Below are 15,089 nucleotides of genomic sequence, written 5' to 3' on the forward strand. Positions count from 1 at the left end.
CGGCCCCAATGTGGGAGCTGGCTTGCCTGCGATAGCGGTGTATCAGCCAACTCATCTGGCACAGACAGACCGCTATCGCAGGCAAGCCAGCTCCCACATGTTGATCTTCATTAGGTCAGATGCTTTGGCGCAGTCGGGCCAAGTCTCTAAGGGGCGGCGCCCCAAACAACCGGCTGTACTCCCGACTGAACTGCGACGGGCTTTCATACCCCACGCGATACCCCGCTGCCGACGCTTCCAACCCTTCGGCAATCATCAACCGTCGCGCTTCCTGCAAGCGCAACTGCTTCTGATACTGCAACGGGCTCATGGCGGTGATCGCCTTGAAGCGGTGGTGCAGGGTCGAGACGCTGAGGTTCACTGCCTTGGCCAGGTCATCGATGCGCAGCGGTTGCTCGTAGTTGCCGTTCAACCAGGTGATCGCCTGGCTGACCCGATGGCTCTGACTGTTGGCCACGGCGATTTCATACAGCCGATAACCCTGCGGCCCCCGCAACAGACGGTAGAGGATTTCCCGGTTGATCAATGGCGCAAGCATGGCGATGTCTTTGGGTGTATCCAGCAACCGCGCCAGGCGCAGCACTGCGTCGAGTAACTGGTTGTCGATGCGGTCGACGTACATGCCGCGGGACGTCGGGCGCGACGGCACGCCCATCGGGCCTGCTTCTGCGATCAAGGCCGTCAGTTGCGCCGGGTCGATATTGATGCGCACCGACAGGTTCGGGTCTTCCGGGGTGGCATCGATGATCCGTCCGGCCACCGGCATCGCCACCGAGAACACCAGGTAGTTGAGCGGGTCGTAGGCAAAGATCTCGTCGGCCAGGCGCACTTCCTTGCTGCCGCTGGCCAGGATGCACAGGGCAGGCTCCACCAGCACCGGCATGAAGTCGCGCGGCGTGTTGTGGCGGTTCAGGAACAAGGTTGTGATGGCTGTACCGTAGGAGCCGTCCTCCCAGGTATGCCGGTGCACGATGCTGGCCAGCTCGGCGCGCTGCTTTTCCATCTCGGCATCGAGGGGGATGGCTGTATGTTCGGGCGACGACATGGAGCGTCCTCTACTGGCTACTTCGATGGGCTCAGCTTAGCGGCGGCTTTCTAAAAAGTGTTACGTCGATTCTGCACAATCCTTGCCTGATCCTGCGACGCATCGTGAATCAGGCAATCGTGGGGGCTGTCATCTCCCTGAAACAAGGCGGTTGCCCTTGGAATAATTGCCGGCGCCAAACGTCCTATCTGCGCTTCTCGCAGGATTGTGCAATAAGCCAGCAGGAATCGACTAACCGCGCCCGCACCCGCGCCATTATCTTTGATCCTGTGGCAACACGCCCTCACAGTGCTTGCCGAGCATCACTTCTCAACGGGAGAGTCGAACATGTCCACCCCCATTCCCGCGAGCCATATGGCCTTTATCCGCGCCCGCACCGGGTGCAGCACCGAACTCGGTGCACGCTTGAGCAGTTTGATCGAACCGGGTCGTCAGGCTCAGGGTTGCCTGCAATTCTCGTTGCAGCATTCCCAAGTCGATCCCGATGTCTGGTTGATCTCCGGTTTCTGGAGCAGCGAGCAGGCGATGAGCGCCTACTTCAACTCTCCGGCCCTGATGATCTTCACCGAACTGTTGAACGACATGGTCGTGCGCAGCATGGACTTCCAAACCTTTACCGATGCATCCGCTGCACACGCCTACGGCGAGTACCTGCAACTCGCCGGCTGATCAGGTTTAGAATGGCCAACTTTTCCATTGGCCAGGACCTGCAACATGGCACGTAAACAATTTGCCCACCACGAAGCCGTTTCCGCCGTAGTACCGGGGGAGGGTGGCTACAGCGCCGCCGTCGCCGTCAAGGCACTGGATGGCATGGGCGCACCGCAGTTTCACAAGATCCTTGATGGACAGACGTTCAAGACGGCTTCTGATGCGGATGATGCCGCCACCGTGCAGCTTGAGCGGTTGATCGGAGTGGATGAAGAAGGTCAACTGGCCTGGGCCAGCGCCGGGAACTAGGACACACCGTCGATGAATGATGTGGGAGCGGGCTTGCTCGCGAATGCGGCGTGTCAGTCACCGAATTCAGTGGCTGACCCCACCTCATTCGCGAGCAAGCCCGCTCCCACATTTAGACAGCATGCCAATCAGGCTTTTGTGGCACCAGGCCGGTACATCTTGAACAGCGCCTCCGGCCCCAACTGGAAGTAATCCGCCGGGCCACCACCGCGCAAGATCGGCTCGGCGGCGGCGGTGTCGTAGACCCCGTCCTTGAGCAGCCACTTGGCAATGTGCACCGCGACCACCTCGCCTAGCACCAGCCAGCTCGGCACCAACGCCTTGTCCGCACGTTGCAGCTGGATGATTTGCGTCACCTTGCATTCGAACGACACCGGGCTCTCGCCCACCCGTGGCACGCCAACAATCTTCGACGCCACCGGCGTCAGGCCGGACAACTCGAACTCGTTGACTTCGGGGGAAACGGCGGCGCAACTCTGGTTCATCTGCTCGGCCAGCGGGCGGGTCGCCAGGTTCCACACAAACTCGCCGGTTTGTTCGATGTTGTTCAGGCTGTCTTTGCGCCCGACACTGGAAAACCCAATGATCGGCGGAATGTAGTTGAACGCATTGAAGAAGCTGTAGGGCGCCAGGTTCAGGCGACCTTCACGGTCGTGTGACGAAATCCAGCCGATCGGCCGTGGACCAACGATGGCATTGAACGGGTCATGGGGCAGGCCGTGGCCGTTGGCGGGTTCGTAGAAATGGATAGCGTCGGACATGGCCTGTTCCCTACTCGGTTCTGGGGCATGCATCATACCCAATGTGGGAGCAAGTCGAATCGTCGCTTCGCCGCTCCCACATGTTTTACCGAGACAGACCTTTAGTCCGTGGTAATGCGCGAGTGTTTACGGGTGTCCTTCATGGTCACGTAGACCACCAGCGACACCGCGATGCACGCGGTCACGTACCAGTAGTAGCCGGTCTCCATGCCGATGCTCTTGAACCACAGCGCGATGTATTCAGCGGTGCCGCCGAAGATCGATACGGTCAGGGCGTACGGCAGGCCCACGCCGAGGGCGCGGATTTCGGTCGGGAACAGCTCGGCCTTCACTACCGCGTTGATCGAGGTGTAGCCACTGACGATGATCAGCGCCGCCATGATCAGGAAGAACGCGCCCCACCAGCTTTGGATGGTGTGCAGGGTGGTGAGGATCGGCACGGTGAACAGGGTGCCGAGGATGCCGAAGGCAATCAGGATTGGCCGGCGGCCGACTTTATCCGACAGCCCGCCGACGATGGGTTGCAGGCACATGAACAGGAACAGCGTCGCCGCCGAAATGGTGGTGGAGTCGGAAATGCTCATGCCGACCGTGTTCACCAGGTATTTCTGCATGTAGGTGGTGTAGGTGTAGAAGGCCAGCGTGCCGCCCATGGTCAGGCCGACTACGGTCAGCAGTTCCTTGGGGTGACGCATCAAGGTGCGCATCGCGCTTTCCTTGGCTTTTTCTTTCTTGGTGAACGACTCGGTTTCTTCCATGCCGCGACGCAGGTACAGCGCGACGACTGCGCACAGCGCGCCGATGGCGAATGGGATACGCCAGCCCCACGCATACAGCTGCTCGGTGGTCAGCACTTGTTGCAGCACGATCAGTACGGCCAGGGCGATGAGCTGGCCCGAGATCAGGGTCACATACTGGAAGCTGGAGTAGAAACCACGACGTTCCTTGGTCGCCATCTCGCTGAGATAAGTGGCGGAGGTGCCGTATTCGCCGCCGACCGACAGTCCCTGCAGCAAACGGGCGAACACCAGCAGGATCGGTGCACCGATACCGATTATTTCATAGCCTGGGCTCAGGGCAATCAGCAGCGAGCCGAAGCACATCAGGTAGACCGAGGCCATCAGGGCTTTTTTACGCCCGACTTTGTCGGCGTACAGGCCCATCAACCAGCCACCGATCGGGCGCATCAGGAAACCCACAGCGAAGATCGCGGCGGTGTTGAGCAGTTGGGCGGTGGTGTCGCCTTTCGGGAAAAAGGCTTTGGCGAAGTACAGCGAGAAGGCGGCGTAGACGTACCAGTCGTACCACTCGACCATGTTGCCGACCGATCCGCTGAAGATCGATTTGATCCGGCTGGAAGTGGTGCGTGCTTTTGCCGGCGCAGCCGCCGACCCCAGAGGCAGGGAGTTGGAGTTATCCATTGAAGGATCCTTCATCTAATTGTTTTTGTGGAGCGTGCTTGAGCACTGCCTGGTTTGGGCTATAGCAGGAGCTGTGCCAGGTAGATGAAGGCCCGGAATAGAAGGGTCAGAGGATTTTTTTGAGCGGAAAGTCGCTGATGATTTTTAGGTAATGAGCGGAAATCCGCTTATAGCCACCGGCCTCTTCGCAGGCAAGCCAGCGCCCACATTGGAAATGTATTCACAGTTCAAAATGTGGGCGCTGGCTTGCCTGCGATGGCGGTCTGAAGGTCGCTAGAGAAACATCTCCCGCACCAACCCATGGCGCTGCATCTTTTCATTCAAGGTTCGCCGAGGCAGTTGCAGCTCGGCCAGCACCGCCTTGATATCGCCCTTGTGCCGCGTCAGTGCAGCTTTGAGGCAATGCGCTTCAAACGCCTCCTGCTGCGCCGCCAACGATTGCCCGGCCTCGACGCCTTCCGGCTCCGGCTCGCCAAGCCCCAGCACCTGGCGTTCGGCGACGTTGGCCAATTCGCGCACGTTGCCTGGCCAGTCATGGCTGAGCAGACGCCCCAGTTGCGCACCGCTCAGCGGCTCGACGCTACGGCCCAGGCGCTCGGCGGCGCTCTGTGCAAAGTGGTCGAACAGCAGCGGAATATCTTCGCGGCGTTCACGCAAAGGCGGCAGGCGCAATTGCGCGACGTTCAAACGATAAGCCAGGTCTTCGCGAAAGCGTCCGGCGCGGGCCTCTTCCAACAGGTCTGGTTTGGTGGCGGCGATGATGCGCAGGTCCACGTGGATACTTTGGTTGGAGCCCAGGCGTTCCAGTTTCTGTTCCTGCAACACGCGCAGCAGTTTCACTTGTTGGGCCAGGGGCATGCTTTCGATTTCGTCGAGGAACAGCGTGCCGCCGTGGGCATATTCCAGTTTGCCGATGCGCTTGCCCTGGGCGCCGGTAAACGCGCCGCTTTCGTGGCCGAACAGCTCGGCCTCGAACAACTGCTCGGGGATCGCCGCGCAGTTGAGGGCCACAAAGGGTTTTTTCGCCCGTGGGCCGAAGTCATGCAGGCAACGGGCAACCAGTTCCTTGCCACTGCCGGTCTCGCCACGGATCAGCACATTGACCGGCAGGCTTGCCAAATCCAGCACCTGGCGGCGTAGGGTCTGCAAACCTCGAGACACGCCTAAAAGGGTCGACTCCAACTGTGCGCGATGATCGGCCTGTTGATGCAGGCGACGGTTTTCCAGGATCAATCCACGCTTGTCCAAGGCGCGGCGCAGGCTGTTGAGCAGGGCGTCGGGGCTGAAGGGTTTTTCCAGGAAGTCGTAGGCGCCGTCGCGCATGGCTTCAACGGCCATTGGCACATCGCCGTGGCCCGTCAGCAATATCACCGGCAAATCCCCATCACGGCGCTGCACTTCGGCCAACAGTTCCAGGCCGCTGAGACCTGGCATGCGCACGTCGCTCAGGATCACTCCGGGAAAATCCTTGGGCAATTGCGTCAGGCATTCTTCGGCGCGGCTGAATAGCTGTACCTCAAAGCCCGACAGGCTCAACCACTGCTCGACGGCCGTGCGGATGCTGGCTTCGTCGTCGACCACAATCACCGCGTTCAACATAGGTCGGGCGTCTCCAGCGCGATAGGCAGGGTCAGGGTGAAAACCGCGCCGTCGCCACGGTTGCTGGCGATCAGGCGGCCACCCAATTCGTGCACGATAGCGTAGGACACCGCCAGCCCCAAGCCGAGGCCATCACCCACAGGTTTGGTGGTGAAGAACGGGTCGAACACGCTGTTCAGGTGTTCTTCGGCAATCCCGCCGCCGCTGTCGCTGACGGTGAGTTGCCACAACTGCTCATCGGCATGCAGGCGGATTTCCAGGCGTTTGCGTGGCTTGTCGACCATGGCGTCAAGGGCGTTGCGCAGCAGGTTGATCAATACCTGTTCCAGGCGGATCGCATCGCCACGCACCCAGGCGGGGCGGGTCAGGTCCAGCACCACGCCGATGGATTCGTCGCGCAGGCGCGCATCGAGCAAGTGCAGGGATTGGTCGACCACGGTGGCCAAGTCCAGGCGTTCACGCAGGCCACTGGGGCTTTTGCGCGCGAAGGTCTTGAGATGGCCGGTGAGCGCGGCCATGCGCGTGAGCATGTCGTCCAGTGGGGTGAGCGCCTGGTAGGCGTCGTCGACACGGCCATGGTCCAGCAGCAGGCGCAAGGTGGCCAATTGCATGCGTTGGGCGGTCAGCGGCTGATTGATTTCATGGGCGAGGGCGGCGGACATCTGCCCCAATGCCGCCAGTTTGGCCGACTGCACCAGGCCATCCTGAGCGGTGCGCAGCGCCTGGGTGCGTTCTTCCACCAGTTGCTCAAGTTCCTCGCGGCTGCGCTGGCGCAAGCGGGCCAGGCGCCAGCGTTGGGTCAGGAACAGCACCAGGAACACCAGCGCCAGCCAGGAGCCGGCGGCGGCCAACCCGGCGTTGCGCTGATCTTCAAACGCGAATTGCGGCTTGCGCAGCAAGTGCAGGGTCCAGCCTTCGGCCTTCAGCGGCAGCGATTCCCAAATGTAATTGGCACTGCCATCCGGACCGTTGACGCGCATCAGATGGCTGTTTTCGTCGAAGCGTTGCAGGGTGCTGGTTTCCAGCGCCTGCAGGTGTTTCTTGTCGTATTGGCGAGTGGCCTTGAGTTCGGCAAGGTCGCTGGCCGTTAACGGCCGCAGGTTGCGATAGCGCCAGCCGGGCTGGTTGGCGATGAACACGATGCCACGGGCGTCGCTGACCAGCAGCAGGTCATTGCCTTGGGCCCATTCGCGTTCAAGTTCGGGGAACTCCAGCTTGACCACCATGGCGCCGAGGAACTGTTCGTGTTCATCGACCACCGCGCTGGAGAGGAAGTAACCGGGAATGCCAGTGGTCACGCCCACCGCGTAAAAACGCCCGGTGCCTTGGCTCAGGGTTTGGCTGAAATAGGGGCGGAACGCGTAGTTGTGTCCCACATAACTGCTGGGCAGGTTCCAGTTACTGGCGGCCACGGCCAGGCCAGTGCGGTCCATCAATTCCAGGGTGGACGACTGCGCCGCGCCGTTGATGCGTTCCAGTTTGCGGTTGAGCAGGTCCTGGGTGGCGGTATCCAGCGGGCCCTTCAAGGCATTGATCATCTCCGAGTCCAGCGCCAGCACGGCGGGCAGGGCTCGGTAGCGTTCAATCAGGGTGTGCAACGAATTGGCATACAGCGCAAGTTGCTGATTGGCACGAGCGGCATCGTCTACCAGGGCTTGGCGTTCGGCATGGCGCGTCGCCAAGGCCGCGGCCAGCAGCGCACCGGCGATGATCAGCAGGGAGTAGAAAGTCAGGCGCAGGGGGCGAGGGATTACGATCATACGGTGATGGGCAGGCACGGTAAGGGAGTGCACCATACCATGAGGGGCAAGCAGTTGTGGTGAGGGGGCTGGCCCCTCACCACAGAAGCAGTTACTGCACTTCTACCGCCAGGCTTTCACTGATCTTTTTCTGCCAGATGGCAGGACCGGTGATGTGCACGGATTCGCCCTTGCTGTCGACAGCAACGGTCACCGGCATGTCTTTCACGTCGAACTCGTAGATCGCTTCCATACCCAGTTCGGCGAACGCGACAACGCGCGACTTCTTGATGGCTTGCGCCACCAGGTAAGCGGCGCCGCCCACGGCCATCAGGTACACGGCCTTGTGGTCCTTGATCGCTTCGATGGCGGTCGGGCCGCGCTCGGATTTGCCGATCATGCCCAACAGGCCCGTTTGTTCGAGGATCTGACGGGTGAACTTGTCCATCCGCGTCGCGGTGGTCGGGCCCGCTGGGCCAACCACTTCTTCGCGCACCGGATCAACCGGACCGACGTAGTAGATGAAGCGACCCTTGAGGTCCACCGGCAGGGTTTCGCCCTTGTTCAGCATCTCGACCATGCGCTTGTGCGCGGCGTCGCGGCCGGTGAGCATCTTGCCGTTGAGCAACACGGTTTCTCCCGGCTTCCAGCTCTGCACTTCTTCCGGGGTCAGGGTGTCGAGGTTGACGCGGCGGGCCGACGGGCCGGCTTCCCAGACGATTTCCGGGTAGGCGTCCAGCGGTGGCGCTTCCAGCGACGCTGGGCCCGAACCGTCGAGCACGAAATGGGCGTGACGGGTGGCGGCGCAGTTGGGGATCATGCACACCGGCAGCGACGCGGCGTGGGTCGGGTAGTCCATGATCTTCACGTCGAGCACGGTGGTCAGGCCACCCAGGCCCTGGGCGCCGATGCCCAGTTGGTTGACCTTCTCGAACAGCTCCAGGCGCATCTCTTCGATACGGTTTTGCGGGCCGCGCTTTTTCAGCTCGTGGATGTCGATGGATTCCATCAACACTTCCTTGGCCATCACCGCGGCTTTCTCGGCGGTGCCGCCGATGCCGATGCCGAGCATGCCCGGTGGGCACCAGCCGGCGCCCATGGTCGGAACGGTCTTCAGCACCCAGTCGACGATCGAGTCGGACGGGTTGAGCATGGCCATTTTCGATTTGTTCTCGGAACCGCCGCCCTTGGCCGCCACGTCCACTTCCACGGTGTTGCCCGGGACGATGGAGTAGTGGATGACCGCAGGGGTGTTGTCCTTGGTGTTCTTACGCGCACCGGCCGGGTCGGCCAGGATAGAGGCACGCAGGACGTTTTCCGGCAGGTTGTAGGCGCGACGCACGCCTTCGTTGATCATGTCGTCCAGGCCCATGGTGGCGCCATCCCAACGTACGTCCATGCCCACGCGCACGAACACGGTGACGATACCGGTGTCCTGGCAGATCGGGCGATGGCCGGTGGCGCACATGCGCGAGTTGATCAGGATCTGGGCAATGGAGTCACGGGCCGCTGGCGATTCTTCGCGCAGGTAGGCTTCGTGCATGGCCTGGATGAAATCAACGGGGTGGTAGTAGGAAATGAATTGCAGGGCGTCGGCAACGCTCTGAATCAGGTCGTCTTGCTTGATCACGGTCATGAGTCGCGCTCCTCTATAAGGGAACATTCAATAAGGTGGCTTCAGTGGGGTGCATCGGTCGGCTGAAACCACCTTTCCAAGGCACGCCACTGGTGCAGGCGCGACGCTAAAAAGGCGCGGCAGTATAACCCGGCTCGGTGGCCGATACACCCGACTATGGTCAAACTGTCGCAGGCATGATTCCCTGTGCGCGCTCCCTTGTGATTGAGTCCTTATATGCCTGAACTCTACGTCGGCGAACGCCATTGGTCGGTCTCTTCCGGCAGCAACTTGCTGGATGCCTTGAACCAGGCCGGTGCGGCCGTGCCTTACAGTTGCCGCGCCGGCAGTTGCCATGCGTGCCTGGTGCGATGCGAGGGGGAGGTCGAGGACAAGCAACCCGAGGCTTTGAGCCCGGCGCAACGCCAGGACGGCTGGCGCTTGGCATGTCAGTGCCAGGTTCGCGGGGATTTGCGCGTCGAAACCTTTGATCCGACACGTGACGGGTTGCCGGCCCAGGTGGTGGGTGTGGATTGGTTGAGCCCGAACGTGCTGCGCCTACGCCTGCAACCCGAGCGTGGCCTGCGCTACCGGGCCGGGCAGCATCTGGTGCTATGGGCAGGTCAGGTGGCGCGGCCCTACTCCTTGGCGAGCTTGCCCCAGGAGGATGCGTTCCTGGAGTTTCATCTCGATTGCCGTCTGCCCGGCGAATTCAGTGATCTTGCCCGTCAATTGCAGGTGGGCGACCGTCTGCGCCTGGGCGAGCTGCGCGGCGGCGCGCTGCAGTACGACCCCGACTGGCAACGTCGACCGCTGTGGCTGCTGGCGTCCGGCACGGGCCTGGGGCCGCTCTGGGGGGTGTTGCGTGAGGCTTTGCGCCAGGATCATCAGGGCGACATCCGCGTGATTCACCTGGCCCATGATGCTGACGGGCATTACTTGGCCGAACCCCTGGCGCAGCTCGCTGCACAGCATCCCAATGTGACGGTGGAGCTGTGGACAGCGGCGCAGGCGACCCAGGCATTGGCGCAACTGCGGCTTGTTTCGCGGCAAACTCTGGCTTTACTCTGCGGGCACCCGGCCAGTGTCGAGGCGTTTTCCAAGCGTCTGTTCCTGGCGGGATTGCCGCGCAATCAACTGCTGGCCGATGTGTTCCTGCCCCGTGGTTGAGCGCTGAACTCTACAGCCGCGAGATCTGCCATGACTGACGCCATCCTGCAGCACCGTGAACGCGGGCTGCTGATCCTGCAGCTCAATCGTCCCGAGAAGAAAAATGCGCTGACTCGGGCCATGTATACCCAATTGGCCGAGGCGCTCGAGCAGGCCGATGCGGATGTGGATATCCGCTGCGTGCTGATCCAGGGCAGCAGTGACTGCTTTACCGCCGGCAACGACATTGGCGATTTTCTCGAACAACCGCCCAGCACGCTCGACAGCCCACCGTTTTATTTCATGAAAAGCCTGCTCAACTGTCGCAAACCGGTGATTGCCGCCGTGGCCGGCGTTGCGGTGGGTATTGGTACAACGCTGTTGCTGCACTGCGATCTGGTGTACATCAGTCGGGATGCGCGGCTGCGCATGCCGTTCGTCAACCTGGGGCTGTGTCCGGAGTTTGGTTCGAGCCTGATCCTGCCGAGGCTGTTGGGGCACGCCAAGGCGGCTGAGTTATTGCTGCTGGGCGAGGGCTTCAGCGGCGAACAGGCGGCGGCGTGGGGGATTGCTACCGAGGCGTTGGGCAGCGGCGAGGCGGCACTGGCCATGGCGCGGGAAATGGCCGAGCGCTTTGAGACCCTGGCGCCGGGCGCGGTGCAAGTGACTAAGCAACTTATGAAGAGTGTGGACCGCGAGCAATTGCGCCAGGTGATCGAGGAAGAGGGCGCTTTATTTACCCAGCGGTTGAGGTCGCCGGAGGCGATTGCGGCGTTGTCGGGGTTTATCAACCGGTCCTGAGAAAGCAAAAAGCCCCGCCATTTAAAGGGCGGGGCTTTGATTTTTCAGCCTGTCACTCAGACCTGCGGGTCGCCCACGTGCAGGATCTTCATGCCATTGGTGCCACCGGTGGTGTGGTAGCTGTCGCCCTTGGTCAGGATGACCCAGTCGCCTTTCTCTACGACGCCACGTTTGACCAGCTCGTCGATAGCTTTCTGGCTGACTTCGTTCGGTGCCAGCGAAGCCGGATCGAACGGAACGGTGTACACGCCACGGAACAGCGCGGTGCGCGCCTGGGCTTCACGGTGCGGGGTGAACGCGTAGATCGGCACCGAGGAACGGATGCGCGACATGATCAACGGCGTGTAGCCACTCTCGGTCAGCGCGATGATCGCCTTCACACCGGGGAAGTGGTTCGCAGTGTACATGGCCGCCAGGGCGATGCTCTGGTCGCAGCTTTCGAACTCTTTGCCGATGCGGTGACTGGAGGTCTTGCTGGTCGGGTGCTTTTCAGCGCCGAGGCAGATACGCGCCATGGCTTGCACGGCTTCCAGCGGGTACGGGCCGGCGGCACTTTCAGCCGAGAGCATCACGGCATCGGTGTAGTCGAGCACGGCGTTGGCCACGTCGGACACTTCGGCACGAGTCGGCATCGGGTTCTGGATCATCGACTCCATCATCTGGGTCGCCACGATCACCGCTTTGTTGTGACGGCGTGCGTGCAGGATGATCTTCTTCTGGATACCGATCAGCTCGGCGTCACCGATTTCCACGCCCAGGTCGCCACGGGCAACCATCACGGCGTCGGAAGCCTTGATCAGGCCGTCGAGGGTTTCGTCATCGGCTACGGCTTCGGCGCGTTCGATCTTCGCCACCAGCCAGGCGGTACCGCCGGCTTCGTCGCGCAGTTTACGGGCATATTCCATGTCGGCGGCGTCGCGTGGGAAGGACACGGCGAGGTAGTCCACTTCCATTTCGGCGGCGAGCTTGATGTCGGCCTTGTCTTTTTCCGTCAGGGCCGGTGCGGTCAAGCCACCACCACGACGGTTGATGCCTTTGTGGTCGGACAGCGGACCACCGATCAGTACGACGCAATGCAGTTCAGTCGGGGTCGCGGTTTCGACGCGCATCACCACGCGACCGTCATCCAACAACAGTTCGTCACCGACGCCGCAGTCCTTGACCAGGTCCGGGTAGTCGATACCCACGACTTGCTGGTTGCCTTCGGTCAACGGGTGGCTGGTGGAGAAGGTGAATTGGTCACCGATCTTCAGCTCGATCCGCTTGTTGGCGAACTTGGCGATACGGATCTTCGGGCCTTGCAGGTCACCCAGCAGTGCGACGAAGCGGCCGTGCTTGGCGGCCAGGTCACGCACCAACTTGGCGCGAGCCTTGTGCTCGTCCGGGGTGCCGTGGGAGAAGTTCAGACGGGCAACGTCCAAACCAGCCAGAATCAGCTGTTCGAGGACTTCCGGCGAGTTGCTGGCCGGGCCAAGGGTGGCGACGATTTTGGTACGACGGACGGACATGCACAGACTCCTGAGTTCAAGCGCTGAGGAAGGCTACTATGCTCTTTCGTTGTAGTCATTGTTCGTTTGCACTACTTATCGATGATTGACTTGTTTTCGTTGCGGCTGAATACGAACATCCTTGAAGATTTTCGACGAGGGGTCGATACACTGCACAAGACAGGAGAACCCTCATGCGAATTTTGCTCATTGCTGCCCTGGCCGTCAGTGTTGTCGGCTGCACTCGTTGGTCGATGGACCACCATCTGAACAATGCCTACCGCGCCTACAAGGTCGGTGACTGCGAGCGCGTTACCCTGGAGTTGTCCCAGGTCGACCGTGAAAGTCGCAGCCGACGTTATGTGCAGCCGGAAGTCTCGATGTTGCGCGGGCAGTGCCTGGAACGGCAGAAACTCTTCGTCGACGCGGTACAGACCTATCAATTCATCATCAATCAGTATCCGTCGAGCGAGTACGCCTACCGCGCCCGCGCGAGGCTCGACACCCTGCAACAACTGGGGCATTACCCAGGTGCAAGCATCGCGCAACCGCGCCCGGCTTCATTGTGATGGTATTCGTCATTTAATAACTGGCCTATCGCCAGTCATGGGCTATCCTTTGAGTGTTCGTTTGTACAACTTTCTGTGCAAACGCATGCGGGGCCCGGATTTGGTGGTTGTCCAGCAGCAAGCGATTGACTGTTGTCGCACCGAATTTCAGGGAGAGCGGGTGATCTTGCCCGTTCCGAATCACTGGCACGGCCGCACTCATGGCCATTGGATGGCGATCTCACCATGTTTACTGACCGGCGGATCGAGCGGCATCAGTTACCTTATTTTCTGCAAGTGTTTAATCGTCTTACCGACAAGCCCATCGGGTTTTTGGGCAATGTCTCGGAAGATGGGCTGATGTTAATCAGCCAACTGCCCATGATGGTCGACGTGGACTTTGAGCTGCGTTTGAAGATTCCGGCGGCTGACGGCACCTTCCATCCCATTGATCTCACGGCGAGCTGCCTATGGAGTCATGAGGATATCAACCCGCAACAGTATGACTCCGGGTTCAGGGTGCTCCAGGCACCCGAGGAATATGGGCAGTTGATCAACGTCTTGTTGCATTACTTCAGCTTTGATCCCTTGCAGGCTTCAGCTTAGGTAACGCGCGTTGGCGGGCATCTTCAGAGCACCCCGGCTTTCTTCCATCCCAGGTAGCGGGTGACCAACGCCGGTCCGAGCTCAGACGGCAAGCTGTCCAATAGGGACAGGCCTTGGGCGCTGAGGCGGTCATGCAGTTCGTTGCGGGCATTCAGGTAGTCGATGGTGCCGCTGTAGGCCAAGGCTTCGGGCAAGGTTTGTACGGGGGCTTGGCGCAGTCGGTCGAGGGCTTCCTCGCGCAGGCTGACCACGAGCACCCTGTGTTGACGACTGATACGCTTGACGGCAGCCAGCAGTGTTTCATCATCCTCATCTCGCAGGTTGGTTACCACGATCACCAATGCGCGCCGTTTCTGCCGGGCCAGCAGTTGGCTAGCCGCAGCCTGATAATCGGCAGCCCGTCGGGTGGTATCGAGGTCATATACCGCGTTGAGCAACAGGTTCAGCTGGCTACTGCCTTTGACGGGCGCCAGATAGCGTGGAAGGTCAGCGGCAAAGGTGCACAGCCCAACCGCATCACCCTGGCGCAAAGCGACATAGCTGAGCAACAGGCAGGCATTCAGGGCATGGTCAAAGTGGGACAGCTCATCGTCCTGGCTGCGCATGCGGCGGCCGCAATCGAGCATGAACACGATCTGCTGGTCACGCTCATCCTGATATTCACGAGCGATGGGTGTGCGTTGTCGGGCGGTGGCCTTCCAGTCGATCTGTCGCAGGCTGTCTCCCTCGCGAAACTCTCGCAACTGATGAAATTCCAGTCCCAAGCCGCGCCGCTGGTGTTGGCGCACACCCAGTTGGTTCAGCCAATTGTCCACCCCCAGAAGTTGGGCGCCGTATAGGCGGGCGAAATCCGGGTAGACGCGGGTGGTATCGCTCACCTCGATCAGTCGTCGTGCTGACCATAGGCCCATGGGGCTGGGCAGGTGAAGTTCGCAGCGGCTGAAACTGAAATGCCCACGCCGCATGGGGCGAAGGCGATAACCCAGTTCACTGCGTTCACCGGGCCGCAGCGCTATGGATTGGGGCATGTGTTCTACGGACAACCCGTCAGGGACATGATCGAATACCTGTACGCTCAGCGGCTGTGGGAAGTCATGTTCGATAGCCAGGCGTATGTCTCCCCAGCGGCCCAGTGCCAGGCTCCCAGGCATCTGCCGTTGCACGCGGGGGGAAGGGCGGCTACGCAGGCGCATCGCATCCAGCAAGGCGAGCAGTAACAGTGCCAGTAGCAGCCCCCACGCGATTGAGTGCAAGGTGTCGGGCACCTTGAACTGCAACGCTGACGCAGTACCCAGCAGGATGCCCACACCCAGCAATACGCCAAGCCAGTTCAACAACAGACGGGTCGGTTTCATGGG

General features: G+C 61.0%; 14 protein-coding genes. 6 read left to right on the plus strand and 8 right to left on the minus strand.

Annotation, left to right across the window (positions count from 1 at the left end; genetic code table 11):
- Positions 1 to 115: 115 nt before the first annotated feature.
- Positions 116 to 1,045: an AraC family transcriptional regulator gene (locus AB4O08_RS18130; protein ID WP_010208041.1), complete on the minus strand. Its 930-nt coding sequence runs from the start codon at positions 1,043 to 1,045 to the stop codon at positions 116 to 118.
- A gap of 327 nt (positions 1,046 to 1,372) precedes the next feature.
- Between AB4O08_RS18130 and AB4O08_RS18135 the strand changes: the two genes are divergently transcribed.
- Both AB4O08_RS18135 and AB4O08_RS18140 read left to right on the plus strand, forming a co-directional pair.
- On the plus strand, positions 1,373 to 1,714 hold the full coding sequence (locus tag AB4O08_RS18135) for an antibiotic biosynthesis monooxygenase family protein (RefSeq protein ID WP_010208042.1): 342 nt from the start codon (positions 1,373 to 1,375) through the stop codon (positions 1,712 to 1,714).
- Positions 1,715 to 1,759: 45 nt separating this feature from the next.
- Positions 1,760 to 2,005 (plus strand): hypothetical protein, encoded by a 246-nt coding sequence (locus AB4O08_RS18140; protein WP_042571225.1) that lies wholly within the window; start codon positions 1,760 to 1,762, stop codon positions 2,003 to 2,005.
- A 128-nt stretch (positions 2,006 to 2,133) separates the two neighbouring features.
- On the opposite strand, the gene AB4O08_RS18145 is transcribed toward AB4O08_RS18140, so the two are convergent.
- The 5 genes from AB4O08_RS18145 to AB4O08_RS18165 form a co-directional block, all read right to left on the minus strand.
- The gene (locus AB4O08_RS18145; protein WP_042571226.1) at positions 2,134 to 2,766 is read right to left on the minus strand and encodes a flavin reductase family protein; all 633 of its coding nucleotides are present in this window, start codon (positions 2,764 to 2,766) and stop codon (positions 2,134 to 2,136) included.
- Positions 2,767 to 2,867: 101 nt separating this feature from the next.
- Positions 2,868 to 4,187: an MFS transporter gene (locus tag AB4O08_RS18150; protein ID WP_021491217.1), complete on the minus strand. Its 1,320-nt coding sequence runs from the start codon at positions 4,185 to 4,187 to the stop codon at positions 2,868 to 2,870.
- A 273-nt stretch (positions 4,188 to 4,460) separates the two neighbouring features.
- Positions 4,461 to 5,786, minus strand: coding sequence for a sigma-54-dependent transcriptional regulator (locus AB4O08_RS18155; protein ID WP_183702537.1), 1,326 nt, complete (start codon positions 5,784 to 5,786; stop codon positions 4,461 to 4,463).
- Entirely contained in the window at positions 5,780 to 7,546 is a 1,767-nt protein-coding gene (locus AB4O08_RS18160; protein ID WP_010208050.1) for an ATP-binding protein, read from the minus strand. The genes AB4O08_RS18155 and AB4O08_RS18160 overlap by 7 nt, the downstream gene beginning before the upstream one ends.
- A gap of 91 nt (positions 7,547 to 7,637) precedes the next feature.
- Positions 7,638 to 9,161 carry a fumarate hydratase gene (locus AB4O08_RS18165; RefSeq protein ID WP_010208051.1) on the minus strand — a complete coding sequence of 508 codons (1,524 nt, stop codon included), beginning with the start codon at positions 9,159 to 9,161 and terminating at the stop codon, positions 7,638 to 7,640.
- A 216-nt stretch (positions 9,162 to 9,377) separates the two neighbouring features.
- On the opposite strand from AB4O08_RS18165, the gene AB4O08_RS18170 reads away from it, so the two are divergent.
- Positions 9,378 to 10,310 (plus strand): iron-sulfur-binding ferredoxin reductase, encoded by a 933-nt coding sequence (locus tag AB4O08_RS18170; protein ID WP_021491219.1) that lies wholly within the window; start codon positions 9,378 to 9,380, stop codon positions 10,308 to 10,310.
- Between the two features lie 30 nt (positions 10,311 to 10,340).
- The gene (locus tag AB4O08_RS18175; RefSeq protein WP_010208054.1) at positions 10,341 to 11,090 is read left to right on the plus strand and encodes an enoyl-CoA hydratase-related protein; all 750 of its coding nucleotides are present in this window, start codon (positions 10,341 to 10,343) and stop codon (positions 11,088 to 11,090) included.
- A 56-nt stretch (positions 11,091 to 11,146) separates the two neighbouring features.
- Here AB4O08_RS18175 and pyk read toward each other — a convergent pair whose 3' ends face one another.
- Positions 11,147 to 12,598: a pyruvate kinase gene (gene pyk / locus AB4O08_RS18180; protein WP_010208055.1), complete on the minus strand. Its 1,452-nt coding sequence runs from the start codon at positions 12,596 to 12,598 to the stop codon at positions 11,147 to 11,149.
- A 173-nt stretch (positions 12,599 to 12,771) separates the two neighbouring features.
- Here pyk and AB4O08_RS18185 point away from each other — a divergent pair, with 173 nt between their 5' ends.
- Together AB4O08_RS18185 and AB4O08_RS18190 are read left to right on the plus strand one after the other, a co-directional pair.
- A complete protein-coding gene (locus AB4O08_RS18185) occupies positions 12,772 to 13,146 on the plus strand; it encodes a tol-pal system YbgF family protein (RefSeq protein ID WP_010208056.1) in 375 nt (124 codons plus the stop codon).
- A 225-nt stretch (positions 13,147 to 13,371) separates the two neighbouring features.
- On the plus strand, positions 13,372 to 13,731 hold the full coding sequence (locus AB4O08_RS18190; protein ID WP_010208057.1) for a PilZ domain-containing protein: 360 nt from the start codon (positions 13,372 to 13,374) through the stop codon (positions 13,729 to 13,731).
- Between the two features lie 23 nt (positions 13,732 to 13,754).
- Here the strand turns inward: AB4O08_RS18190 and AB4O08_RS18195 are convergent, their stop codons facing one another.
- On the minus strand, positions 13,755 to 15,086 hold the full coding sequence (locus tag AB4O08_RS18195) for a DUF58 domain-containing protein (RefSeq protein ID WP_460114256.1): 1,332 nt from the start codon (positions 15,084 to 15,086) through the stop codon (positions 13,755 to 13,757).
- Between the last annotated feature and the right edge of the window lie 3 nt (positions 15,087 to 15,089).

It is taken from the genome of Pseudomonas sp. H3_E07, assembly GCF_054668895.1.

Bases quoted from the DNA above. Each gene is read 5' to 3' on its own strand.
- AB4O08_RS18130 (WP_010208041.1), bottom strand. From the start codon at position 1,045: ATGTCGTCGCCCGAACATACAGCCATCCCCCTCGATGCCGAGATGGAA.
- AB4O08_RS18135 (WP_010208042.1), top strand. From the start codon at position 1,373: ATGTCCACCCCCATTCCCGCGAGCCATATGGCCTTTATCCGCGCCCGC.
- AB4O08_RS18140 (WP_042571225.1), top strand. From the start codon at position 1,760: ATGGCACGTAAACAATTTGCCCACCACGAAGCCGTTTCCGCCGTAGTA.
- AB4O08_RS18145 (WP_042571226.1), bottom strand. From the start codon at position 2,766: ATGTCCGACGCTATCCATTTCTACGAACCCGCCAACGGCCACGGCCTG.
- AB4O08_RS18150 (WP_021491217.1), bottom strand. From the start codon at position 4,187: ATGGATAACTCCAACTCCCTGCCTCTGGGGTCGGCGGCTGCGCCGGCA.
- AB4O08_RS18155 (WP_183702537.1), bottom strand. From the start codon at position 5,786: ATGTTGAACGCGGTGATTGTGGTCGACGACGAAGCCAGCATCCGCACG.
- AB4O08_RS18160 (WP_010208050.1), bottom strand. From the start codon at position 7,546: ATGATCGTAATCCCTCGCCCCCTGCGCCTGACTTTCTACTCCCTGCTG.
- AB4O08_RS18165 (WP_010208051.1), bottom strand. From the start codon at position 9,161: ATGACCGTGATCAAGCAAGACGACCTGATTCAGAGCGTTGCCGACGCC.
- AB4O08_RS18170 (WP_021491219.1), top strand. From the start codon at position 9,378: ATGCCTGAACTCTACGTCGGCGAACGCCATTGGTCGGTCTCTTCCGGC.
- AB4O08_RS18175 (WP_010208054.1), top strand. From the start codon at position 10,341: ATGACTGACGCCATCCTGCAGCACCGTGAACGCGGGCTGCTGATCCTG.
- pyk (WP_010208055.1), bottom strand. From the start codon at position 12,598: ATGTCCGTCCGTCGTACCAAAATCGTCGCCACCCTTGGCCCGGCCAGC.
- AB4O08_RS18185 (WP_010208056.1), top strand. From the start codon at position 12,772: ATGCGAATTTTGCTCATTGCTGCCCTGGCCGTCAGTGTTGTCGGCTGC.
- AB4O08_RS18190 (WP_010208057.1), top strand. From the start codon at position 13,372: ATGTTTACTGACCGGCGGATCGAGCGGCATCAGTTACCTTATTTTCTG.
- AB4O08_RS18195 (WP_460114256.1), bottom strand. From the start codon at position 15,086: ATGAAACCGACCCGTCTGTTGTTGAACTGGCTTGGCGTATTGCTGGGT.